Source organism: Fibrobacter sp., assembly GCA_012523595.1.
Taxonomy (GTDB): Bacteria; Fibrobacterota; Chitinivibrionia; order Chitinivibrionales; family Chitinispirillaceae; genus JAAYIG01.
The window spans coordinates 14,816-38,611 of record JAAYIG010000106.1; the positions used below are offsets into that span (position 1 = coordinate 14,816).

General features: G+C 46.3%; 19 protein-coding genes and 1 pseudogene. 8 read left to right on the plus strand and 12 right to left on the minus strand.

The annotated features are described in order from the left end of the window. The first annotated feature begins 63 nt into the window (after nucleotides 1-63). From GX089_07390 to GX089_07400, 3 genes and pseudogenes are all read left to right on the plus strand, one after another. Nucleotides 64-3,078 (plus strand): hypothetical protein, encoded by a 3,015-nt coding sequence (locus GX089_07390; protein NLP02301.1) that lies wholly within the window; start codon nucleotides 64-66, stop codon nucleotides 3,076-3,078. A gap of 65 nt (nucleotides 3,079-3,143) precedes the next feature. Then, nucleotides 3,144-3,836 carry a glutaminyl-peptide cyclotransferase gene (locus GX089_07395; protein NLP02302.1) on the plus strand — a complete coding sequence of 231 codons (693 nt, stop codon included), beginning with the start codon at nucleotides 3,144-3,146 and terminating at the stop codon, nucleotides 3,834-3,836. Nucleotides 3,837-4,021: 185 nt separating this feature from the next. Then, nucleotides 4,022-4,877, plus strand: a pseudogene (locus GX089_07400) (OFA family MFS transporter). Nucleotides 4,878-4,956: 79 nt separating this feature from the next. Here GX089_07400 and hydE read toward each other — a convergent pair. The 11 genes from hydE to larB form a co-directional block, all read right to left on the minus strand. Beyond that, nucleotides 4,957-6,072, minus strand: a complete 1,116-nt coding sequence (gene hydE, locus GX089_07405) for a [FeFe] hydrogenase H-cluster radical SAM maturase HydE (protein NLP02303.1) — start codon at nucleotides 6,070-6,072, stop codon at nucleotides 4,957-4,959. Further along, on the minus strand, nucleotides 6,073-7,299 hold the full coding sequence (hydF, locus tag GX089_07410) for a [FeFe] hydrogenase H-cluster maturation GTPase HydF (GenBank protein NLP02304.1): 1,227 nt from the start codon (nucleotides 7,297-7,299) through the stop codon (nucleotides 6,073-6,075). 28 nt (nucleotides 7,300-7,327) lie between these two features. Further along, nucleotides 7,328-8,725, minus strand: coding sequence for a [FeFe] hydrogenase H-cluster radical SAM maturase HydG (gene hydG, locus GX089_07415; GenBank protein NLP02305.1), 1,398 nt, complete (start codon nucleotides 8,723-8,725; stop codon nucleotides 7,328-7,330). Nucleotides 8,726-8,774: 49 nt separating this feature from the next. After that, on the minus strand, nucleotides 8,775-9,977 hold the full coding sequence (locus GX089_07420) for a SpoIIE family protein phosphatase (protein NLP02306.1): 1,203 nt from the start codon (nucleotides 9,975-9,977) through the stop codon (nucleotides 8,775-8,777). Continuing rightward, nucleotides 9,974-11,695 (minus strand): 4Fe-4S binding protein, encoded by a 1,722-nt coding sequence (locus tag GX089_07425; GenBank protein ID NLP02307.1) that lies wholly within the window; start codon nucleotides 11,693-11,695, stop codon nucleotides 9,974-9,976. The genes GX089_07420 and GX089_07425 overlap by 4 nt, the downstream gene beginning before the upstream one ends. Then, nucleotides 11,692-11,955, minus strand: coding sequence for a (2Fe-2S) ferredoxin domain-containing protein (locus GX089_07430; GenBank protein ID NLP02308.1), 264 nt, complete (start codon nucleotides 11,953-11,955; stop codon nucleotides 11,692-11,694). The genes GX089_07425 and GX089_07430 overlap by 4 nt, the downstream gene beginning before the upstream one ends. Continuing rightward, nucleotides 11,952-13,979 (minus strand): 2Fe-2S iron-sulfur cluster binding domain-containing protein, encoded by a 2,028-nt coding sequence (locus GX089_07435; protein ID NLP02309.1) that lies wholly within the window; start codon nucleotides 13,977-13,979, stop codon nucleotides 11,952-11,954. Before GX089_07435 ends, GX089_07430 begins: the two co-directional genes overlap by 4 nt. Beyond that, nucleotides 13,976-15,877: a 4Fe-4S binding protein gene (locus GX089_07440; protein ID NLP02310.1), complete on the minus strand. Its 1,902-nt coding sequence runs from the start codon at nucleotides 15,875-15,877 to the stop codon at nucleotides 13,976-13,978. Before GX089_07440 ends, GX089_07435 begins: the two co-directional genes overlap by 4 nt. Continuing rightward, the gene (gene nuoE / locus GX089_07445; protein NLP02311.1) at nucleotides 15,867-16,409 is read right to left on the minus strand and encodes an NADH-quinone oxidoreductase subunit NuoE; all 543 of its coding nucleotides are present in this window, start codon (nucleotides 16,407-16,409) and stop codon (nucleotides 15,867-15,869) included. The genes GX089_07440 and nuoE overlap by 11 nt, the downstream gene beginning before the upstream one ends. 2 nt (nucleotides 16,410-16,411) lie before the next feature. Beyond that, on the minus strand, nucleotides 16,412-17,047 hold the full coding sequence (locus GX089_07450) for a redox-sensing transcriptional repressor Rex (GenBank protein NLP02312.1): 636 nt from the start codon (nucleotides 17,045-17,047) through the stop codon (nucleotides 16,412-16,414). A gap of 238 nt (nucleotides 17,048-17,285) precedes the next feature. Continuing rightward, on the minus strand, nucleotides 17,286-18,050 hold the full coding sequence (gene larB / locus GX089_07455; protein ID NLP02313.1) for a nickel pincer cofactor biosynthesis protein LarB: 765 nt from the start codon (nucleotides 18,048-18,050) through the stop codon (nucleotides 17,286-17,288). A gap of 392 nt (nucleotides 18,051-18,442) precedes the next feature. Between larB and GX089_07460 the strand changes: the two genes are divergently transcribed. Then, nucleotides 18,443-18,703, plus strand: coding sequence for a hypothetical protein (locus tag GX089_07460; GenBank protein NLP02314.1), 261 nt, complete (start codon nucleotides 18,443-18,445; stop codon nucleotides 18,701-18,703). Between the two features lie 4 nt (nucleotides 18,704-18,707). On the opposite strand, the gene folD is transcribed toward GX089_07460, so the two are convergent. After that, a complete protein-coding gene (gene folD, locus GX089_07465) occupies nucleotides 18,708-19,556 on the minus strand; it encodes a bifunctional methylenetetrahydrofolate dehydrogenase/methenyltetrahydrofolate cyclohydrolase FolD (GenBank protein ID NLP02315.1) in 849 nt (282 codons plus the stop codon). Between the two features lie 193 nt (nucleotides 19,557-19,749). On the opposite strand from folD, the gene GX089_07470 reads away from it, so the two are divergent. The 4 genes from GX089_07470 to GX089_07485 all read left to right on the plus strand — a co-directional run bounded on the left by GX089_07470 (nucleotide 19,750) and on the right by GX089_07485 (nucleotide 23,765). Then, entirely contained in the window at nucleotides 19,750-20,883 is a 1,134-nt protein-coding gene (locus GX089_07470) for a phospho-N-acetylmuramoyl-pentapeptide-transferase (GenBank protein NLP02316.1), read from the plus strand. A gap of 18 nt (nucleotides 20,884-20,901) precedes the next feature. Further along, the gene (locus GX089_07475; GenBank protein NLP02317.1) at nucleotides 20,902-21,621 is read left to right on the plus strand and encodes a class I SAM-dependent methyltransferase; all 720 of its coding nucleotides are present in this window, start codon (nucleotides 20,902-20,904) and stop codon (nucleotides 21,619-21,621) included. 103 nt (nucleotides 21,622-21,724) lie between these two features. Further along, nucleotides 21,725-22,561: a hypothetical protein gene (locus tag GX089_07480; GenBank protein ID NLP02318.1), complete on the plus strand. Its 837-nt coding sequence runs from the start codon at nucleotides 21,725-21,727 to the stop codon at nucleotides 22,559-22,561. Between the two features lie 13 nt (nucleotides 22,562-22,574). Next, on the plus strand, nucleotides 22,575-23,765 hold the full coding sequence (locus tag GX089_07485; GenBank protein ID NLP02319.1) for a tetratricopeptide repeat protein: 1,191 nt from the start codon (nucleotides 22,575-22,577) through the stop codon (nucleotides 23,763-23,765). The last annotated feature ends 31 nt before the right edge of the window (nucleotides 23,766-23,796 follow it).

Here is a 23,796-nt window from a genome sequence, read left to right on the forward strand (position 1 = left end):
GATTTGTTTTCACTGCTGCACTGAGGGCATAAGCCGTAAGCTCAGGCTTTGAAATGAGTGGTTATGAGATTTTGCTTTTTTATTCTGACGTTCTTTTCTTTGGCATCTGCTTTCAATCATCCTGAAATTGAATGGAAATCTGTATCAACTGAGCATTTCCGAATAAACTTTTATGATGCCACAGAGCCGGTTGTATACGCGACCTGGAAAATCGCGGAGGAGACTTATCAGGCTCTGATTCAATATTATGGATACGTTTTAAAGGATCGTATCAACATCACTCTTGCGGATTACGATGACTACAGTAATGGGATGGCTGGGTGGACAGAAGCAAATATTGTGATCTGGGTTCCAGACAGCCGGTTTGATCTGCGAAGCAGCACCACATGGCTTCGTAATGTGATCACCCATGAGATGGCACACATTATCAGCTTGGAATCTAAAAAGAAGCTTTTTGGAATTTCTGCTGATTTCAGACTTGAAACTCCCGATGAAAGGATCACTGCCGGGACATACTTCGGGAGTATCTCACTTTATCCCGCATGGCTTACCGAGGGGATCGCACAGATTGAGACAGAGCAGATGGGCCATGATTGCTGGGATTCACGCAGAGAGATGGTTTTAAGGTGTGCGGCTCTTGAGGGGAAGCTTCTTACACTGGAGGAGATGGGGCATTTTAATCATGATGCGCTTGGTTCGGAGATGGTCTATAATCAGGGGTTCTCGTTCTGCAAGCATATTCAGATGAAAACCGGTGCAGAAGCGCTGAGGACGATCTTTAAAATTGGATCGTCAATGAAAACTAATCTTAATTCTCTTTTCTCCAGCCGTACCGGATATTCCCTTAATCAACTCTACAGGGAATGGGCAGACAGTCTCAAGATGTTTTATTCTGATCAGGTTGACTATGTTTCTCCGGAGGTGAAAACTATCTGGAACCGCGGCAGGTATAACCTGCTGCCACAAGTCTCTCCGGATGGGAAAATCTGGGGGTGGTTGACAAGTGATAAAGATGACGGCTCCAGGACCGATCTTTTATTCGGTTCTTTCGATCAGGCAACCAAACTGAAACGAATCCCTTATGCGCACAGTTCATTCTGTTTTTCCTCAGATTCAAAAGAGATTTTTTACATCAAATCGCGTAGTCCAAACCGCAACGGATCGTTCTACAATGACATTTACAGCTACAATCTGGACAGTGGAAGGGAAAAAAGGCTTACAAAGGATGCTCGTGTCTACTCTGTCTCCGCCTCGCCCGATGGAAAGGGCATAGCATGTGTCAGATACAGTAACAGTGTATTCAGTCTGGATATGTTTGACCTCTCCAGTGGAGAATTCCGGAATATTAGCCCTGGTATATCAGGTGAGCCTTTTATGCATCTCTCTTTCAATCCGTCCGATCCATTGATGCTGGCAGTGAGCAAAATTGTAAACGGAAAATCCAGGATTTTCAGAATGAATCTGGGAAATAGTGAATTCTCTGCTGTTACCCCTGGAACAGCCCAGGAAGAGGCGCCTCACTGGGCAGAGGATGGGAGAATCTATTTCAGCGCTGATTTCGATGGCACATTCCAGATTTACTCGGTACTCCCCGATGGGACAGATCTGTTGTGCCACAGTAAAAGCACAGGGGGAGCTTTTTCACCCTTCGGAACCCCCGACAAACAGATCATCTTTTCCAGTTACAGCGCGTCCGGGTTTTCAATCGCAAAGCTGAAGCCGGATGCCGTTCCTGTTGATTCTGTTTCCGGGTCAGGATGCTCTTTTCAGCCGCTTCCTGCTCCCAAAGGTAAAGTCGTTATTGATGCATCTCCATACCACCCCTATAAGCTCAGACCGCAGAGGGAAATGAGAATTGCCGGTCAAGTATACAAAACAAGCAGTCTCATGACAGGACAGTATCGTTCAGAACCTGATATAACCGAATTCCTCTTCGGTGGATTTATATCAAAAGTACAGTCCGATGCACTTGAAAAGAGTACGCGATGGTCGAGTGCCGGTATGGGTGTCTTTGGAAGGCTTTACAATGATAGAGAAGGAATTCAGTATAACAGTTTTTCAATTCCGGAGAAAGAAATTGTTCAGAAGAACAGGTTTCATGAACTGAAAAGCAGAATTACTGAGCCTGTAAAGGAGCGTGTCAGAAGATATTCCGGAATGAGAAATGATGTGAATTATTTAGAGGCCACAAGTGCGGAGGATGAAGAAAGCGGCAGTGTACGCTCCGGTGCGGTTCCTGTGATATTTACAGATGTGGGCTGGGAAAACAGAGCCACTTCTGCGACTCTGGGGTTGGAATTAGGTGCTCAGATGCAGATGTTTATGCCTGCTTTCATTAATGCAGCAGGTTATTTGAAGTGGCAGCTTGCAAGGGATCTTGAAGCAGGTATCGCTCCTGAATGTGTGGTCAATGTACCCGCGGGGCTTCTTGCCGGAAGCATTCCTGTTGTGGTGGAGTGGAAAAGAAGCGGGTATGTTAATGAGGATATGCAATACAATGGCAGAGACATTACGCAGCTTTCCATAATTGGGGGGCCTGATTTCAGACCTTCTTATTATATTCACCCGGAAGGCGATACGGTAGTTACTGTACCGAACGGACTGGTTGCCGGAATCAACTTTTACCATGGTTTCCCTCTTGGCAGGTATGGATCACTTCAGCTTTCAAATTATGAGATGGTCAATTACGCCAACAGGGAGGTTCTTGATTGGAACGGCATTCTTGATGATCAGTCAAAAACGTACTACAGTTCAAAAACGGGAATCAGCATAGTGCTGCCTCTGGCACGTGATATCAACAAGGGAAGTGTCTACTACTTTGATGCCATGTATGGTAGTTTCGGATACGATTTCCAGATCTATACTAATGGTCAGTTCTTTGATTCACTTTCTGTTTTTACAAGAGAAATTCTTAAAGATCCCTCATATACACCCAGCGCGGCTGTGGGGCATTTTATAAGTTTCAGTCTGGAACTGGGACATATAAAATCTTACACTTTCAACCAGCGCTTCAGTGCAGGCTTCAGCTATGAGTTTTTAAGGAAGAGGTATTACTTTTCTCTGGGCGCAGGATTATGACCAGATTGTGTATCATGATCAGTACTGTCTTGCTCCTGTTACCAAGCACAGGGGAATCCGGAGGTTTGCCTTCAATATCTGTAAAAACTGTAAAGCCGTCCATAGTCAAAATATACCCTCATGATCCTTCAGCATTTACTCAGGGGTTGCTCTGGAGAGAGGGGAGACTTTATGAAAGTACGGGTCTGTACGGCCAGTCAAGCATAAGGATTCTGGATACTGTCGGAACTATTCTTAAGTCAAGAAAAGTTCCAGGCGCTTTTGCGGAAGGGTGTGCGTTTTTCGAGGATGTGCTCTACCAGTTGACATGGCGGGAACAGGTCTGCATCCTCTATGATCCCTCACTCCGGGTTGCCGGGAATCTTCCCTATACCGGGGAGGGGTGGGGTCTGACATCGGACTCCTCGCATCTTATAATGAGTAATGGCTCCGATACACTTTATTTCCGTAATCCTGATATGAGTATAGTCAGGAAAGTAGCTGTAAAGAAAGACGGGGTTCCGGTGAAGGATCTCAATGAGCTGGAGTATGTAACCGGGAAAGTACTGGCGAACGTCTGGCACAGCGATTTTATCTTCGAGATTTCTCCGTCTGACGGACAAGTTACAAAACTAATCGACTGCAGAGAGCTTGTGGCTATAGAGAATCCTACCTCGGAGGAAAGTGTACTCAACGGGATAGCATTTGTTAAATCATCAGGGCTGTTCTATATCACAGGTAAGAACTGGAAAAAACTCTTCCTTGTGAAAATTCCCTGATTGTCTGTTATTTACCCGATCAGGTCATCGAATCCTATGGAAAAACTTTCATCTTTGTTAAAGCCCTGAGAACCGATCCCCCTCCCCCAAAAAACACAGTTGACTTATTAAGAAAACAGGTATTATACTTTTGTCTGTTAATCAACAAATCCATAATCATTTTTTACAGAAAGAGTTTTATCTGCATGGAAAAAACGAGACAGACAACCGGCTGGATAATTACGTGCAGCTCTTGGAATTAATCTTCTTCTTGGTCTGCTTTACGCCTGGAGCGTTTTCAAAAAAGCGCTGGTAACTGACTGGGGATGGTCAAATACAGTATCCTCTCTTCCTTATACTTTTTCAGCAGCCATATTCGCTTTTATGATGGTGTTTGCAGGGAGGGCTCAGGATAAATTTGGACCAAGAATTGTTGCCCTTTTCGGGGGTTTTATGTTTGGAGGGGGCCTTATACTTTCCGGGTTTGCTACCAATCCTGTAGCGATGGTGTTTACTTTTGGAGTAATGGGCGGAATCGGGCTGGGGTATTCAGCGGCAACACCCTGTGCTATAAAATGGTTTGAGTCTTCAAAAAAAAGGCCTGATTTCAGGAATCGTTGTTTCAGGAGTCGGCCTGGCGCCAGTTATAATCGCTCCGCTGACAGCTTATTTTCTGAAACTGTATGGAATTCAGAAGACTTTCTGACAAGGTTGGCCGCACAGTCGTGTTGTTAATCGTCTTTGTCATTCAAGCCATCAACATGTTCCTTTTCCCCTTCTATACCACAATTCCTTTACTTATAATCGGAGCTTCTGATGCAGGCCTGGCTTATGGTTCATTGTTTGCACTTTTCCCATCGATAACTGCCGATTATTTCGGAGTGAAAAATCTTGGTGTAAACTATGGTCTGGTATTTACAGGATGGGGAATTGCAGGTATTGTGGGTACTCGGAGGTCTTGTTGTGGATAAGACCGGCTCATACAATTTCTCTTACCTGGTTGCAGGTGTATTGCTGATAGTTGCAACATTTCTTGTCAGATACATGAAATTTTCCAGATAATCTGATTCTTGAAAACAGGCGGAAGTACTGCTCTATTTGTAAACAGTACTCCCGCATTAATTTTGAAAAGATCCAGAAATTACTCCGAATGCACAGGACAAGTTCGTTTGCCGGCTCTCTTCATGAAATGGAGAGAATCGCCCCATGCGTGAAAAGAAGGAATGCGTCCCAGAGATTTAACTGATCCAAGAAATTTCTTCCATGAATCACCATTATCCCGGTTCAGCCTCGATTTTCCTTTATAGAGATTATAATCGCAGCTTTTGCTGAGCGGGGTGTGGCATGGCATTACCACATTAGCCCCATGTGCAATACCCATCAGTCTGCCTTCAGGATGCAGGGTCTCAAGCGCAGTTGTCGATGCTATGTTGACAGCAGGGCAGATCAGACGGGTTACGGCTATCATATTAAGTGATAAACGAAACAGGAACTCTTTTGTGAAGACATGGGTATTTGCAAGAGGTGTATCGGGTTGTACTATGTAAGGTCCCATTCCGATCATGTCAACTTTTTCATCTCTGAAAAAAAGAATATCCCGGGCAAGCATTTCAAGAGTCTGACCCGGCAGGCCAATCATAACTCCGGTTCCCACCATGAATCCGATTTCCCGGAGTGAACGCAGGCACGAGAGGCGCTTCTCGAAAGATTGATCTACCGGATGGATTCTGGCGAACAGATCAGGATCACTTGTCTCGATCCGCAATAGATACCTGTGCGCCCCCGCTTTAAAAAAACGCTTGAGGTCTTTTTCAGACTGTTCACCAATACTTAAAGTAATTGCGAGTCCTTCGGGGAGCCGTTCAGAGCGTGAGAGCGTTTTGATAGCACAAATAAGATCTACGATGTAGTCGACAAACGCATCATCGGTGCGTTCGCCAGACTGCAGCACAATGCTCCCATAACCCATTTCTATACATTCCATGGCAGCCTGCAGCACTTCATCACGACTTAATGTGTACCGCCGGATATTTCTGTTACTCCTGCGGATTCCACAGTAGTAGCAGTCAAGACTGCATATATTTGACAGTTCGATCAGCCCGCGAAAATAAACGGCCGGGGAAACTGTTTTAAAAGTAACTTTTTCTGCCTGGAACCGAAGTGCCTCAATATCTTCATCGGTACTGCATGAGAGAATCCTGACTATTTGGTTGATACTCAGGTTTTCCTGTTCCAGCAGGGAGATAAAATTATCCATTCAGACCACCGGTTCTGTTGTGGTTGTCACCTGTGGAAACGGAGCAAGGGCTCGTTCCAGGATACCAAGTGACTTTGCAATTGCAAGGCCGTAGTTTGTGATTGGAACTTTTGCCCTCGAGCACTTTTCAATCCTGCTGAGCATGGTGCGTCGGTTCCACATGCAGGCTCCACAGTGTATGATCAGTTTGTATTTGCCGGGATCATCGGGAAAATCATGCCCTCTTGTAAATGAAAAATCAAGATGGCCGCCAACCTTTTCTGTCAGCCATCTGGGGATTTTGACAGTTCCGATATCATCCTCTACAGGATGATGTGAACAGGCTTCGGCTATAAGAATGCGGTCGCCGGGTCTGAGATTGTCAATTGCAGCCGCTCCGTTTGCCAGTGTCTGCAAATCACCCTGAAACCGGGCAAAGAGAATGGAAAACGAGGTCAGCGCTATATTTTTTGGAGTGATCTGTGCTACTTCTTTGAAAGCCTGGGAATCAGTTACCACAAGTTTGGGCTTTAAACCCGGGTTGACCAGTATCTTTGGAAGATTGGAGATACCGGTTACAACAGAGATGCATTGATTATCCAGGAGATCCCTGATACTTTGTACCTGCGGCAGAATCAGTCTGCCTTTAGGTGCTTCCTTGTCAATAGGTACCACCAGGACAGCGCACTCACCAGGGCCCACTAAATCGGCGAGAATCACAGGACGGTTTACAAAGTTATCGGGTGCTGATTCTATGATGGCATGACGCAGCTTGTCGATACCCTCTCCGGTTTGAGTGGAAACCGATACTGCAACACAGCCTTTTTTTTGCAGGAGATCGACAAGGTCAGGGTCGGGTGGAACCAGATCGGTTTTATTCAAAACCGTAATAACAGGGATTTTACGGCTGAGTATCTCATCCAGCAGTTTCTCCTCGAACTCATTCCACAGATTGCAGGAGACAACCAGTAATGCAAGGTCGGTGCGATCGATAACACTTCGTGTTTTTGCGATACGCTTTTGACCGAGGAGCCCTTCATCATCTATTCCTGCGGTGTCAATGAACTGAACCGGCCCGAGAGGAAGGAGTTCCATGGGCTTTTCAACAGGATCAGTTGTCGTTCCTGCTATATCAGAAACAATTGAGATGTTCTGACTGGTAACAGCATTGAGAATACTGGACTTCCCCGCATTTCTCCGCCCGAATAACCCAATGTGAAGTCTGAATGTTTTTGGCGATGTCTGGATCATCAATTCTCCTTTAGTCAAACGATCATCAGCAGTAAACATCCCGTTTCCCGGCCCGGACTGCTGCTGCCATTTTTAAAGCACGCTCTCGCGCCTTCGGCTCCATCGATTCACAAAACATATCTATCGCTTTCATGCCAATGGTGCGGGTATTTTCTGACGCGAAATCCTCCAGGTACTCCTGAAAGGTAGAGACTGCATTCGGATCACAATGCATCCGGATATCACCGGGTCTGGCCAGGTCCATGAAATCATTACCGGTACGTCCCAAACGGTAGCATCCTGTGCAGAACGAAGGAATGTAACCCATCTGTGAAATATCGGCGATTACCTCATCGAGTTCCCGGTGATCCGACAGACTGAACTGCGAATCAGCTTTTCCGGTTTCACAATGGCTGTATCCACCCGGATTCGTACAGCTCCCTGCCGATATCTGCGAAATGCCAAGTGCCAGTGAAGCATTTCTTATTTCCGGACTCTCTCTGGTCGACATGATAATTCCTGTATATGGTACTGCAAGCCGCAGGATTGCGACAATTTTCGTAAAGTCAATATTGGATACCTTGTACGGTGGATCTTTCGAAAGAGCAGATCCCGATGCCGGCTCAAGACGCGGAACGCTGATAGTATGCGGGCCAACGCCGAACTCCTGCTCAAGCGACCTGATATGCTGCATAAGAGCAAGCAGTTCAAATTTCCAGTCGTAAAGACCAAAGAGTGGTCCTATACCTACATCATCAATCCCAGCCTGCATCGCGCGTGCGGGTGCACCGAGCCGCCAGTCATAATCGGCCTTTTTACCGGACAGGTGCATCGATTTGTAAGTCTGACGATGATAGGTCTCCTGAAAAATCTGATATGTCCCGATTCCTGTTTTTTTAAGTTCACGAAACTGTTCAATCGAGAGAGGTGCAATATTTACATTTACGCGACGGATCTCTCCCTTGCCGGTTCTGGTCTTGTAAATTGTTTCTATTACATCGGTTATATACTTCAGCTCTGTACTGCTGTCATTTTCTCCTGCCACAAGAAGAAGCCGTTTGTGTCCTTTGGCAGTCAGAATCTTCACTTCATCCGCGATTTCCTGAAGGGAAAGTTTTTTGCGGACAATTTCCCGGTTACCAGCTCTGAAACCGCAATAGAGGCACTCGTTTCTGCATATATTTGAGACATAAAGAGGTGCAAACAGAACGATTCTTCTGCCGTAGATTTTATTCTTGACAGTTCGCGCAGCATCGAAGAGTTCTTCGAGCAGAGCTTTGTCCTGAACTCCTGCAAGAAGAGCCATTTCGGAAGAATCGAGACCGCACAATTCCCTGCCGCGAGCGAGAATCTCACGGATATGCACCGGATCAGGTTCTGCGGTTTCAAGATGCATCCTGATTTCTTCTTCGTCTATTGTGCCTGTAAGCGGTCTGCTGTTCATTTTTAACTCCTTATATTTGGAAAAGCTTAATAGTCATGGTTTTTTGTAATCAGATAAATCGAAGCCTGGTTTCTTTCATGTGGTCAATCTCCAGATAATGAACTATTTCACGCAGAATAGAGCGTCGTAAGGCGATTTCCTGCGGAAGAGACGGATCCTGATAAGCGTCATTAATTCTTGTACCCGCAATAAATGTGATGATGTCGCTGTCAAGCATTCGTTCGACTATCTCTCTTACTGGAGATTTATCACACTCCTCCGGAGGTGTATAACTTTTCAGCAGGTCTGCCACACGTTGCAGGGTAATAATGCCCTCGGTCACCAGAGTAGCCCCTTCCATCGACGAGGTGGGTGGCACTGTGCTGAACGGCAGACCTGGTTCCAGACGTATTGTCTTACCCAGCTCTCGTGCAATGATTTTCGCTGTAGTCCCTCCGCAGATAATTTTTGGCCCGTTGTGTTTTTCAAAGGCAGCCGCCATTACAGGATCGTTTGCCGGATCGTAGGGCGGCCCACTGACAATCAGCAGTTCACGTGGCCGGCGATAATATATTACACCACAGGAGATATCATCGAGTGCGGTACTGCGGTCAATCTGCATCGATCTTTCTACTAACTGTCGTGCGAGATCACGGGCACTGATCTCAGGCATGCTTTTTATTGTCTCCTTTATATACTGCGCCACATTTGCTTCGCCCCAGCCGAGAGGGAAACGGTCCATTCCTATTCCAGACTGTGAAACACCATCAGAATAGCAAACAATTCTGTCGTTTTGCTGCATAAGAAATGAACAGTAGTGAAGAACATAAGGACGTTTTCCTTTTGCTCTGCCCTGTATCCGTATGATATCCGGTTTATAAAGACTACCATCACGGATTATGCAGCAGGCTGGATTATCATATTCGATTATCCGCGCCATTCCTTTACCGTCAATGTCAATTATCGTAAATGTAGCATAGCTTATCTTGCGTTCCCGGCATACAGGCAGGGTATTCATTATAATCTCTGCAGATTTTCTGATATCACGATATCCTGCAGTGAAGTACGCCGCCATTGTCGAAGTGAGAGTAGAAAGTACACTTGCCTTCACTCCGCTTCCCAATCCGTCAGAAAGAACGCAGATCGATCTGTTCTCTTCTTTTACCCGTATCGATAAAAAGGTATCGCCGCAAACAACCTGCTTGTTTTTACGACGTTCAAAGTGTCCGACCTCCGCGACACATTCCAGAATGTCTTCTGTTATCCCGTTCATTTCTGATTTCCTGTATTACCGGCTTTGAAAGCGTCAATAATCTGCGTTAAGGTCATTTCTGTTTCGGCGGCATTCTCACCGAGGAGTCGGGCGATTTTTTGAACAGTAGTCAGGTTGCGTTTTATTACCTGGCGTGTACCTTTGATTATTTCCTCTTTTTTCATGGATGGTTTTGTGACATCATTGAGAATGCATCCTGCTATAAGCTGGGGCTCAATGACAAAAAGGGAACATCGCAGGATTTTAGCCCCAACCCGAACATCAAGATCTACAATTTCTGTTCCGGTTTCAAATACTCTCCTGAACAAATGCGAAATAGGAAGTACTTTGTCTAAAACCGCTCCCTCCATGCCTTCCTTTACTTCGAATACCTGCTCAGCTTCCTTGCCGGCGATTCGTGCGAAATTGCGGTTGCTCTCAATTATACGCATGTTGTTGTCAACGATAACTACCGCAGACGGCATCGTCTTGACAAGCATATTTGCTTTTTTCTGTGCGAGCTGGCGCATGTAAGTGATACACATGTCGGTTTCTGCGCGCCCGTTCAATATTGCCTTTGCAAGTTCTCTGCAGCTGTTGTAACCGCAGCCGCCGCAGTTAAGTTCGTCGACTTCACTGTTTTTTCCTGTTCGCTGAAGCACAGATCTGATCTGGTGTTCAGCGTAAACGGGCTGTTCAGGATTACAGGGAAGGAATTGACGATCAATTCTGATGGCTGGTTTGCGTGGAAATCCATTACTACGGGTTTGCGAAATGGTGTCCAGGACCCGGAGCCGCTTTACAACCGTAGCCATCTTGTCCCGTGTACAGGGGCCGTTTATACAGCCGCCGGAGCAGGCAAGAGTTTCAAGAAACATTCCCCGGCCCGCCGGGATTTGGTTGAGTGTGTTCATAACAGAAATTATGGAATCCATACCCGATAGGCTCACAAAGTGGTTATCAGTGACTGTACACTGATTTTTAATGCAGGCAATCATACCGCCGTCAATCGGGTACAGTCCTCCCTCAGCGGCGTATTCCGGAATAAAACCACCGCTGTTTCCTGGTTGGTCGATGTCAATTCCGCACTCTTCAAACCACTCGTGAATATCTGTGAAGGTCAATGCCGTGTGAAGCAGCCTGTTTGAGCGGTCAGATTCCAGTTTTTTGGCAATACATGGACCGACAAACACAATCTCTGTATCCTCTCCACATATTTTGCGCAGAAAAGCGCAATGCGCAAGCAGGGGCGAGGAGAGTGCAGTAAGGTTCTGAGAATATTCAGGATGGTATTTGCAGATATATTCCACAACAACCGGGCATGCACTAGAAATAAAGCACTTATCCGGATTTTCCGACAAGAGTGCCGCGACGTGTGCTGCGACTTCCTGTGCTCCCAGTGCTGTTTCAGAAACACCTGAAAACCCCAGCTTTTTAAAGGCCTTTGCCATTGCAGTACGGCTTAAACCTGGAAACTCGCTTACCCATGAGGGTGCAAGTGATACTATTACCCGTTTACCTGTGTTGAGAAGGTCAATTACACGCTGCCTGTCATTTCTGACCTGCTTGGCATTTGACGGACATACCTCAACACATGTTCCGCAGTAGATGCATGCCTCATCCATAACCGAAGCAACCCCCTGCTCGATTTTAATTGCCTTGACAGGACAGCTCCGGACACATTTGTAACAGTCTTGACACTCTGTCTGTCTGGTGAATATCGGCATGTATTTGTTCATGTGATGCTCTCCTGGAGTTGACTCTTCAGCAATTCGACCGCATCGAGGGGTTTGACACCCGAATGGAGCTGAGACCCAATTGACACAACGGGGCCTTTGGAGCAGCGCCCCTCGCAAAGTGTCCCGCTGAGCTCAACCACTTTTTCCAGTTTGTTTTCCGATATAAAGGTGGTGAGGGCTTCGAGAATCTCCCGCCCTCCCCTGAGATAACAGGAACTTCCGAGGCACACTTTAACTGCAATATGCCTTTCAGAAATCATGAAACTTTCTCCGGTTCTTTTTGCGCTACTTTATTATCAATGAACTCCTTGATTTTCTCGAATGTAGCATGGCCGAGAATCGTTCCATTGAGCCTGACTACAGGCGATTCACCGCATCGCTCAAAGCAGAAAGCTGCTTTTACAGAAACACTTGAACTCAGATCGTTCTTATTGACATAGCGGGTTATCTGGCCTATCAGGCTGTGGGCACCATGCAGACAGCAGTTTGTCCCAAGGCATACTTCAACTGTAGCTACAGGCTTTTCACATCCGGCAGTTACTTCGATACCATCGCCTGTAAAACGTCGTCTGGGGACATAATGTGTATGCAGAAGCTTGTGTGCCACATGGCCGCCCGGCTTTCCAAGGAACTTCTCATACAACGCCGTCAATGCAGGATTGCTCTGCGAAGTTCTGTGCTGAGCAGTCTTGTCTATGGTGTAGAGACTTTCCCCGCGACGTCTTATTACTTCCGGATTATAGCTTACCGGCTGTCCTGCACCATTGATACATCCGCCTGGACAAGCCATCACTTCTATCAGGCTGTAAGGACAGGTTCCGTTACGTACCTGACGGCAGATCTCACGTGCTGCTGCAAGGCCGTAGACAACAGCAGTTTTTATCTCTTTACCTCCGATCTTGATTGTGGTCTCCCTGACACCTTTTAGCTTTGTTTCGGCAACCGGAAGAGAAGAATCGAAAGGTTTACCTTCCACTTTCTCATGTACATAACGCACCACCGCTTCTGTTACTCCACCGGACAGTCCAAACAGTGTCCCTGCACCGGAAGCTGTGCCAAAGGGATCGTCATACTCCGAAGAATCAAGATCATTGAAACGAATTCCGGCCGATTCTATCATTCGTGCAAGTTCCTGAGTGGTTATCACGTGTGTAACATCAGCTATTCCGTTACCATTTGCAAATTCACTGCGACGTGCTTCGTATTTTTTGGCTGTGCAGGGCATCACCGAAACCACTGAAAGACGTTTGGTATCTATCTGGAGCTGCTCAGGAAGCATCTCTTTTGCAATAGCTCCAAACATCTGCTGGGGCGATTTGCAGGTCGACAGATTACCAAGAAGATCAGGGTAGTACTGCTCGGCAAATTTGACCCATGCAGGGCAGCATGATGTGAACAGCGGCAGAGTTCCTCCTGTGGAGGCTCTGTTGAGAAACTCGGTTCCCTCCTCCAGTACAGTCAAATCAGCCGTAAAACCCGTATCGTATACTTTGTCAAATCCAATGCGCCGGAGAGCTGTGGCGATCATCCCGGTAGTGATCTTCCCTTCAGGCATTCCGAAATGCTCGCCTATGGCGACACGGATTGCAGGTGCCACCTGTGCCACAACCACAGTATTTTCATCGTTGATGTCTTCCCAGACAGCCTCAATTTCTGAACACGCCGTAAGGGCTCCGGTCGGACAGATACGCGCACACTGGCCGCAATTTACACAATCAACTTCTGCCAGACCCTTTTGAAAAGCCGGTACTACCTGCGTCTGAGCTCCCCGAAAGGTAAAATCTATTGCACCAACACTCTGGATCTCATCGCAGAATCTCACACAGTCACCGCAAAGAACACATTTTCCGGGATCACGTATCACAGATACAGACGAGGTATCCCGCTTTTCATCTCTGGGGTAATGTGTATATCGGATCGAATCTACGCCCATTGTACGGGCAAGGTTCTGAAGCGAGCAGGCACCGCTTTTACCGCAGGTTGTGCATTCGCGGTTGTGAGCCGCAAGGAGCAGTTCAAGATTTATCCTGCGGAGTTTGCGGATTTCAGCGGTGTTAGTCTTCACTATCATCCCCGGGGCCGGAGGGGTGGAGCACGATGCTACAATACCCCGTCCTTCAACCTCGACTAAGCACATACGGCAAGCCCCGTAGATACTGAGCTCCGAATGATAGCAGAATGTGGGTATCTCGATTCCGGCTTTGCGTGCAACCTCAAGGAGATTGCGCTCACCGTTGAGTGTAAATTCGCTGTTGTCTATTATTAAAGTGTTTTTTCCATTCATGCAGACACTCCTGTTATGGCTTGGAATTTGCAAACGGCAGCGCACGTTCCGCACCGGACGCACGTGAGCACATTTATCTGGTGTGGTTTTTTCTTCTCCCCTGTGATTGCGTTTACCGGACATTTTCTGAGGCATGCGCCGCAGCCAATGCACCTGGCCGGATCAATTGACGGAGGTGTAAGGGCCTCACACTGGCCGGCCGGACAGCGCTTATCAACAACGTGTGCTTCATATTCATCCCTGAAATAGCGCAGTGTCGAAAGCACAGGGTTGGGAGCTGTTTTGCCCAGACCGCAAAGTGCTGCCTTGCGGACTGCATCAGCAAGTTCCTCAAGATCGGTAATGGTCTGCAGTGTACCCCGACCCTGAACGATTTCATCCAGAAGAGCCAATATCTGGCGTGTCCCTTCGCGGCAGGGCAGACACTTTCCGCACGATTCTCTTTGTGTAAACTGCATGAAATATTTCGCCACATTCTTTACAACACAGGTATCTGTGTTCATCACTACCAGACCGCCTGAACCAACCATCGCTCCTATGCGTTTGAGCGAATCGAAATCAAGAGGCAGGTCGAGATGTTCCCTGGTGAGGGTACCGCCGGAGGGTCCGCCGATCTGAACAACTTTAAGTCGCGAATTGTCAACTGTTCCGTCAGTTCCGCATACTCCTCCACCAATGTTAAACACTATTTCACGGAGAGTAGTTCCAAATGGCACTTCGATAAGACCTGTGTTTGCAACATGACCGGTTAGCGCGAAGGTTTTGGTTCCTGCTGATCCTGCAGTTCCCATTTCTTTATACTTTTCGGGACCGTTAAGGATAATCCTGGGAACTGTTGCCAGTGTTTCTACATTGTTAATAACAGTAGGCTTCCCGCGGAGGCCTTTCTCTGCAGGGAAGGGTGGCTTGGGAGTCGGCATTCCGCGTCTCCCCATTACAGAAGACATCAACGCAGTCTCTTCTCCGCACACAAAAGCGCCGGCACCTTCCATGATTGTAATTGTAAAGGATTGACCGCTGCCGAGGGCGTTTTTCCCCAGTATACCTTTTTCTGTTGCAACGCTGACTGCATGGCGCATGCGCTTTACTGCAAGAGGATACTCGGCACGGACATAAACAACTCCTTCATCCGCTCCAATTGCCCTTGCGGCAATCATCATACCTTCAATTACAGCGTGCGGGTTTCCTTCCATGACACTGCGGTCCATAAAAGCTCCCGGGTCACCCTCATCGCCATTGCAGATTATGTACTTCTTTGGATTTTTCTGCGCCAGCGCAAGCTCCCATTTTACACCCGTGAGAAAACCGCCTCCTCCTCTGCCCCTGAGTCCGGATTCCTTTATGATTTTGCAGATTTCTTCAGGACTCATTTCAAGGAAGCAACGTGCTGCGGCTTCATAACCGTCGTGGTAGATGTATTCGTCAATGTCTTCCGGATCGATCAGACCGCAGAGGCTGAGTGCAAAGCGGTGCTGAAGGCGGTAGAAATTTATATCCTTACGTAATGGATGTGAGATGCCGGACCCTGGTTCTCTGTAGGTGAGCCGGTCGATAATACGGCCCTTCTCGATTGTTTCTTCAACAATTTCTCGCGCATCACCGGTCTGTACCTTGACATACATAATACCGTCGGGTTCGATGGTTACAAGAGGGCCCATCTGACAAAACCCCTGACAACCACTCCCTGCTGTATCGATGTGCTCCCGGTGATCATGATTATCGGTTACTATATCTGCCGATAGCTTTTTTTCAGCAAGAATGGCTTTAATTGCATCAAAAACTTTCATTGATCCATTGGCAACACAGCCGGTTCCGGCACAGATAATAATGCGCTTTTTACTTTTCTCTTTGCGTTTTGCGAATGCAAGCCGCGACTGCTTTAATACTTCAATCTCCATTTGCCTGTTCCTTCGCTTCTGTTTGAACTATCTGGTCGATAATTGCAACTGCCCGCTCTCCGTTCATCTGACCGTATACATCATCATTGATAACCATCGCAGGTGCAAGTCCACATGCACCAAGACAACTGACAGTCTCAAGGGTAAAGAGCATGTCAGAGGTTATTGTTTGATCCCCTGTGAGTCCCAGACGGCGTTTCAGTGCATTGTAAATTTCCATCGAACCTTTCACATGACAGGCTGTACCGTCGCAGATACGGATAACATATTTGCCTTTTGGTTCAAGAGCGAAGTGTGCATAGAATGTAGCCACTCCGTAAACCCTGGCAGGATTGATATCCAGTGCGTTTGCGACAAATGTCATCACTTCGCGGGGAAGATACCTGTACTGTTCCTGTATCTCCTGAAGAATGGGTATAAGGTTTTCCGGATTGCGATCGTATTTTTGCAGAATCGTACAGACTGCTTCAAACCTGCGGGTATTGCAGCATTCTTCTGTAAGGCACTCCGTACCTGCAGCTTTTTTTTCCATTGTCATTTAACCTCCTTCTCAAGTTTCTTCATTAGAATTGCCAGCGATGAAACGAGGTTTTCCTGCTGTACAACAATATTTTGGGGAACTTTAAGCGGGACAGGAGAAAAATTCCAGATTCCCACAATCCCCGATTCTATCATCAGGTCTGCTATTGATTGCGCAACTGAGGCTGGTACTGCAATTATGCCGGTAGTGATGTGCATACGGCGGCACAGATTAACCATTTTATCAAGCGGTAATATGTCTTTACCATGAATCTGTGTACCGATGATTTCAGGATTGATATCGAAACCTGCAACCAGGTCATATCCACGTTCTTTGAATCCTGAATACCCCAGAAGAGCAGAACCCAGGGCTCCGCATCCTGCCAGGATCAAGCGGTCCCGGCGCTTCCACCCCAGGAATTCGGCAATTTCGTTTATAATGGCAACAGTCTCATATCCCAGCTTAGGCTTGCCTTCGATACCTGCCTGTTCCAGGTCCTTGCGGACAATAATGGGATCGATATTGAGGTGCGATGCGATCAGAGCTGAAGAAACATAGATAGTTCCTTCAAGGTTTAGCTTTTGTGCAATGCTGTGATAAGCGGGAAGACGTCTGATTGTCTCAATCGAAGTGCCATCGACCGTTCTCATGTATGCTCCTTTCAAATGGAGTTATATGATATAAAGTTATCGATAAAGGAATATCGATATTAAAATATCAATATAACACAAAATTGAGATTTATGCAAGCTTTTTGTTGCTGGAAGAACAAAAAAGGTCGGGTTTATGTCAAAAAACAGCCCGTCCCTTCTACTTGGATCCTGAAATTACTGGATAGGAAAAAATATAGACGGTCTCAAAGTAAGAATAGGGTTTTGAGGTGAAAGGACTATTCTGCGGGTATCTCGTTTATGGCTGCTGCGGCACATGCGGCTCCGAATCCGTTATCGATATTGACTACCGTGAGTCCTGCAGCACAGGAGTTGAGCATCGCCAGGAGTGGAACCATGCCTGAGAGATGGGAACCATATCCCACGCTTGTTGGGACACCTATCACGGGGCATGAGACATACCCTGCTATCACCGATGGAAGAGCGCCCTCCATTCCGGCGACAGCTATTATAACAGATGCCTTACGGAGTTGATCGCTGTGTGCGAATAGCCTGTGGATCCCTGCTACTCCCACATCGGAAATATTCTTGCAGGGGTGTCCTGAAATTTCAAGAGTGTGCTGGGCTTCTAGTGCCACCGGAGAATCCGCGGTTCCTGCTGAGCAGACTATCACAGTGCCGCGTACCCGCTCTTTGGGTTTCCATGAACTGGATTTCCTCCAGAAACAGCGGGCTATTGGGTCTGTCTCTATCTCCGGAAATCTCTCTTTAACGGCCTCCAGGACCTCTTTCTGCGCCCTTGTACCGAACACTGTCGATTCATGTTCAATCTGTGCTTTTACTATTCCTAACACCTGTTCCGGTGTCTTATTCTGACAAAAGATAACTTCAGGATAACCTTTGCGGAGTGCTCTGTGATGGTCTAGTTTGGCAAACCCCAGGTCCTGATAGGGGAGATCCTTCAGAGAAGAGAGTGCCTGCTCAACAGAGACACTCTGGTTGTAAACACTGGTCAAGAGATCAAATAGGTACTGTTTGTCCATGAGGTAAAAATACTCTCTACCATCAGTGTCAGGTCTACTTTAATAAGGCCTGGTTTCACACAGATGCAGAGTAACGGAGGAGAGAGAAGCTCCTTGCAGATGAAAAAGAACTCAAACTCCCATGGCAATTGATTTGCTTAAATAAAGTGATACCCATTAAATGAAAAACATGAAAGAGGTACTTCAAAATTGGAAACTGTTACTTATATATTTATACCTCTTGTCATCCTTTTAATTACAATGGCAGGTTTACTCTTCAGGTCTGCCATTAAACAAAATCTATTAAAACTAAGCAGAACTTTTCAGCTTCCCGAAAAGTCAGTTGAGACAGATTTTATCTCCGGGCTTTCATCAAAGCATGGGGAAGGTTCTCCTGTTCAGAGTGAAACTCTATGAATTCTGAAAGCAACTTTGATGAAAATGAAAAAAACACGATTTCACTAAGACGGGAGCTTTACAGGGAAATACATGGCCAGATTGTCCAGTGGGTTCTTTACGAATCTGCCCGGTTGTCAAACAGGCTCGATGAGCTAACTGAGCGAATCAACCAGATGGGAAAGTTCAGTGAGCCTGAAATTGATTCTATAAAGCAGGAAGCACAAAAGATCTCTAAAGAGATAGAGATCTTCAAATCGCATCTTTCCTCAGAATGAATTATTACTGCCAGTGCTTTTCTGCTGCTTCCAGAGTCTGAGAAATGAGGCTTGAAATGGTCATTGGACCAACTCCGCCGGGAACCGGTGTGTATGCGCTGCAGTGCGGAATTGCACTTTCAAGATCGATATCTCCGAAATTGCCTGGATGGTAACCTGCATCTATAAGAACAGCACCCTCTTTAATCCAGTTTCCCTGAATGAATTTTGGTTTCCCTACGGCTCCTACCAGTATGTCTGCGGTTTTTATAACTGAGGGAAGATCCTTTGTGCGGGAGTGGCAGATGGTGACAGTCGCATTTTTGTTTAACAGCATCATTGCCATGGGTTTTCCCAGAATCGGGCTTCTGCCTACTACAACGGCGTGTTTACCCTCCAGGGTGATTTTATAATGCTGCAATATTTTCATTATTCCTGCAGGTGTAGCACTTCCGTAAGCGGGTTCGCCCATGGACATTCGCCCGAATCCAAGGCAAGTTACCCCATCTACATCTTTTTCCAGTGAGATAGCATCAAATGCAGCTCGTTCGTCTATCTGTCTGGGAACCGGGTGTTGAAGAAGTATCCCGTGTACATCCGGGTCATTGTTAAGGTCATGAATCTGCTGGAGAAGTTCTTCTGTGGTAGTGGTTTCCGGAAGGTGGATCTTTCTGGAATTCATCCCGACCCTGGTACAGGCATTTCCTTTCATTCTGACGTAAGTTTCAGATGCCGGGTCATTACCTACCAGAATGGTAGCCAGAACAGGAACTCTGCCACCGTTTTTCTGTTTTAATGTTTCGACTCTGTTCCGAAGATCTTCCTCGATGGATTTTGCCAGTGCCTTACCATCCAATACCAAAGGTTGTGCCATTGTTTTCTCCTTTTGTGAGGATTAAAATAAATTCAAACCGAAAGAATTAAGAGAAAAATCCCTGCAGGGGCATTACTTTCCTTTTTCCATGCTTTCTTTTGAATGCTTCCGCTCAGAACATATTTTTATTTTCTGGGAGCAAAGGGAATTATTCCCCTTGATTTCCGATAAATCACTTTACCTCCGGACTATCATGTTAATCGAACTGCTTTATCAGAAAACCGGCATTTTTCTTCTTTACAGCAGATTGTTCAGTACCAGCTTGGCCACAGTGCTTTCCTTTTCTCTGGCGATGCTTCTTTTCCCCTTTTACATCAATTTTCTGCGGAAGTTCGGAATGAGTTCCGAGTTAAAGGATAATAAGGGGGCAGAACCAGTGATGCCGGCAGGAATACTGTTCCTTATAATTACTACTTTGACGGCTCTTGTCACGGTACGTTTGAATTCATATGTGATTTCCGCATTGGTGATTTATGTTTTTTTCGGAATTATCGGGGCAGTTGATGATGTGGTGAAGGTTGTCAATAAACGCAAAGTAGTAAAAGGCCTTCTTTCCAAACAGGATTATCAGTATAAGGCAGATGGTATTTCAGCGACTCTCAGGCTCTCTCTGTATCTGATTATCTCTTTTCTTGTAGCTGCCGCGGCTTATGAATATATCCCGAATATAAACGGTACAATCAATCTTCCGTTTGTAAGCATACTGAAAAAATATCCTTATCTTCCATTCTGGCTTTTTATTCCCTTCATGACCATTACTATTGCGGTCCTGGCAAACGGAGTCAATTTTACCGATGGTTTTGACACTCTGGCAGCAGTACCCTGTATAACCAGCCTTCTTTTTGTAGGGGTGATCTCTTTTATTTCCAGTAATACTGAATGGTGTAAATACCTTCTTATACCATACATTCCTGGTCTGCAGGAACTGCTTCCGTTGATCGGCGCCATCATAGGAACGCTTCTGGCGTACCTGTGGTTTAACTCTCCGCCCTCAACTATTATCATGGGCGATTCGGGATCAGTGGGGCTGGGAGGGCTTATAGGAATTCTGTTTGTTTTTACGAAAGCCGGGTTTTATCTGCCCATAGTCGGTTTTATCTTTTTAATGGAGTTTGTTTCTGTAGTGATTCAGATCGGATACTTCAAGATGACTAAGAAGCGGGTATTTCTGATGGCTCCCATTCACCATCATTTCCAGATAAAGATGAGAAACAGCGGCAGATATGGCGGGGAGTTCCAGATCAAATCCAAAATTGCATGGCGATTCCACATCCTTTCTGTCGTTTTACTTGTTTTAGGTCTTGTATTGTTTCTTAAAATCAGATAATATATCAGAGCGGTCTTTATGGTTACTGACCTTTTATCAAACTACACATCACCTGCGGGAAAAGAGTTTACTTTTGCCGCTGCTCGTTTTGCGGGCATAAACCCTTCGAGCCATGTTCTTGATATGGGCTGCGGTTATGGAGACGGAGCCTGTAACATGGCTTCTGAATTCCGCTGCAGGGTTACTGCCTGTGATATCAGTGGAGAGAATATCGAGTTTGCCCGTCAGCTTGCGGTCGAACGGAATGTAAGCCATCTTATCGATTTCAAGACTCTGGATCTGCTCTCCGATACTCTTCCTGAAAACTCCTTTGATCTGGTTCTGGCTGAAGGCGGTGTTCTTTCATTCATTTCCAGGCGCAAGGGTTTAAGCCTCGCTTCATCACTGCTCACATCCAGAGGGTGGATGGCGTTTTCTGATCTTATACTTCTCTCGGATAAGGTTCCGGATGAGATATTAAGCATTTTTGAGAACGACAAGTACCACTATGAAACAGAGCATTCTTTCAGGAAACTTGTTTCTGAAATGAATATGGAGGTTCATTTTATGGCTCTGGTTCCACCCAGCGGCTGGGATAACTATTATGCGCACATGGCGCGAAGGATGGAAGACAGCAAAGGCTTCTTTGCTGATAAACGGATTAAACTTGCCTTTCATCGCGAGATTGATGTATTCTATCGCCTTGAAGGGTTCAAGCACGTCGGCTACTTATTCTGCATAACCCGCAAAAAAAAGTGATCATTGTGATCAAAATCACAGTCGCCTCTTAAAAATGTAAATATATTGAAAGATAGCAGCACTATAACACCTCGACCACAAAACCTTTTCTTAAGGAGGCTGTATGAGATTATTCACCTTAATGGCTGCATTTTTGTGCACTGCTTCATCTGTGCTTGCACAGATTCAGCCGGTCGTAACAGACAACCAGGGTGAAGGAAATGTAAACTGGGAGGAGCGGTTCATAGTCGCAACGGGCATTGGAGCACCTAATCCCGATTTGCCCGAATCTGCACAGAGACCTGCTGCCATAAGGGCTGCGCAAACTGTAGCACTCAGAAACGCAATTGAAACTGTTAAGGGAATCTTTATCAATTCCAGCACTACTATCCGGAATTTTATGGTTGAAAACGATGAAATCACAAGCAGTGTCAGCGGCTATGTGAAGGGTTTTGAACAGGATGGTAGAATCAGGTACATGAACGATGGCAGTGTCGAGGTGACCATGAAAGTGCCGCTTGACGGTATAGGTGGGATTGGTGAGATGGTGATGGGAAACAGCATCAGTGAAAAACCCGCTATCAAGAAGTTTGAAGGAGAAAAGGCTAAAAAAGAGACTGTGTTTACAGGTCTTATCATAAACTGCAAGGGGCTAAATATCAAACCGGCTCTGAGTCCTCGTGTTATCGATGAATCCGGCCGTGAGGTTTACGGAAGCGCCTATGTTTCGCGCGAATGGGCAATCAAAAATGGAGTGGTCGGATATGCCAAGGAAGTGGAGAAAGCGACTAAACAGGTTGATCGTATCGGCAAAACTCCGGGTCAGATAAAGGCTGTGAAGGCTCATGGGGAGAACAGCACCGATATAGTAATCTCCAATGATGATGCGGCAAGCGTAAGAAGTGCAGCGGCAAACCTGAAATTTCTCTCGGAATGCAGAGTTCTCTTTGTCATAGACTAATAACGGAGGAAAGATGAAAACACTTAGATTGCTTTTAGTTGCCGGAATTGCCCTTGGTATGATTGCCGGTTGTGCACCGAAAGCCAGAAAAGCCGGCGGGAAGATGGATGATCCGCCAACTCATTACAAACAGGGAATGAAGTACTGGGATATGGGCAAATATGCCCAGGCTGAAGAGGAATTCAACCTGGCAAAATCTCTTGATCCCAAATATGCTCCTGCCTATGCCGGTCTGGCACTTACGACTGCCCAGAAAGCATCAACTGCATCAGATGCAGAAACTGCCAAAAATGGGTTCAAGGAGGCAATCAAGCTGGCAGACAAGGCTCAGGAACTGAATTCTGAACTTCCTCTGGTGTTTATTGCCAAAGCAATTGTGATCACAATGCAAAACGAGGGAATACCGGTTAAAGAGTGGCTTCGGGATGTAGAAAAGCAGTATGAAAAGGCTCTCAAGCTTGATCCGGAAAACTCTGAATGTTACTACAGAAGAGGTGTTTGCTATAAAAAGGCCTATGAATTTTCAAAAGCAGTAAATGATTTCAGGAAAGTGCTCGATCTCAACAAGGAATTCACTCAGGTAGCAAATGAGGAGTGGGAACTTGTACAGAAGATCGAACGGGCAGCGCCTGGAACCGATGTGGGAAAGAAAATCGCTCTGGTGGAAAAAATCGGACGGGCCGACCTGGCTGCACTTTTTATCTCTGAACTGAAAATTGACAAATTGGTAACAAAGAAGAGACCAGCCAATTACGATACAGATTTTGAGGCTCCGACCGATCAGCGTGAAATGAAAGTTGACAGCGTGGTCTCGATGCCGGCTGTTACGGATATTGATAACCACTGGGCTAAAAATTTTATCACCGATATAGTGGAACTCAATATCCGCGGACTCGAACCCTACCCTGACCACACCTTTCATCCTGATCAGCTCGTAACCAGAGGTGAATACGCGCTGGTTGTGGAGGAAGCTCTTATTGCTATCCTTGGTGATGCCTCCATTGCCACAAAATACGTAGGGACAGACAGCCGTTTCCCTGATGTCAATGCAAGCCACCCGGTTTACAATGCTATATGTAATGCGGTGGATAAAGGGGTTATGGATGCCGCTATGGATGGAATGTTTGGCCCGGATAAGCCTGTATCCGGCCCGGATGCACTGCTTGTAATAAGGAAACTGAAAGATTTAAATAAAATCGAATAAGTGTTCTATCAGTTCGAAAAAGACATGCGCC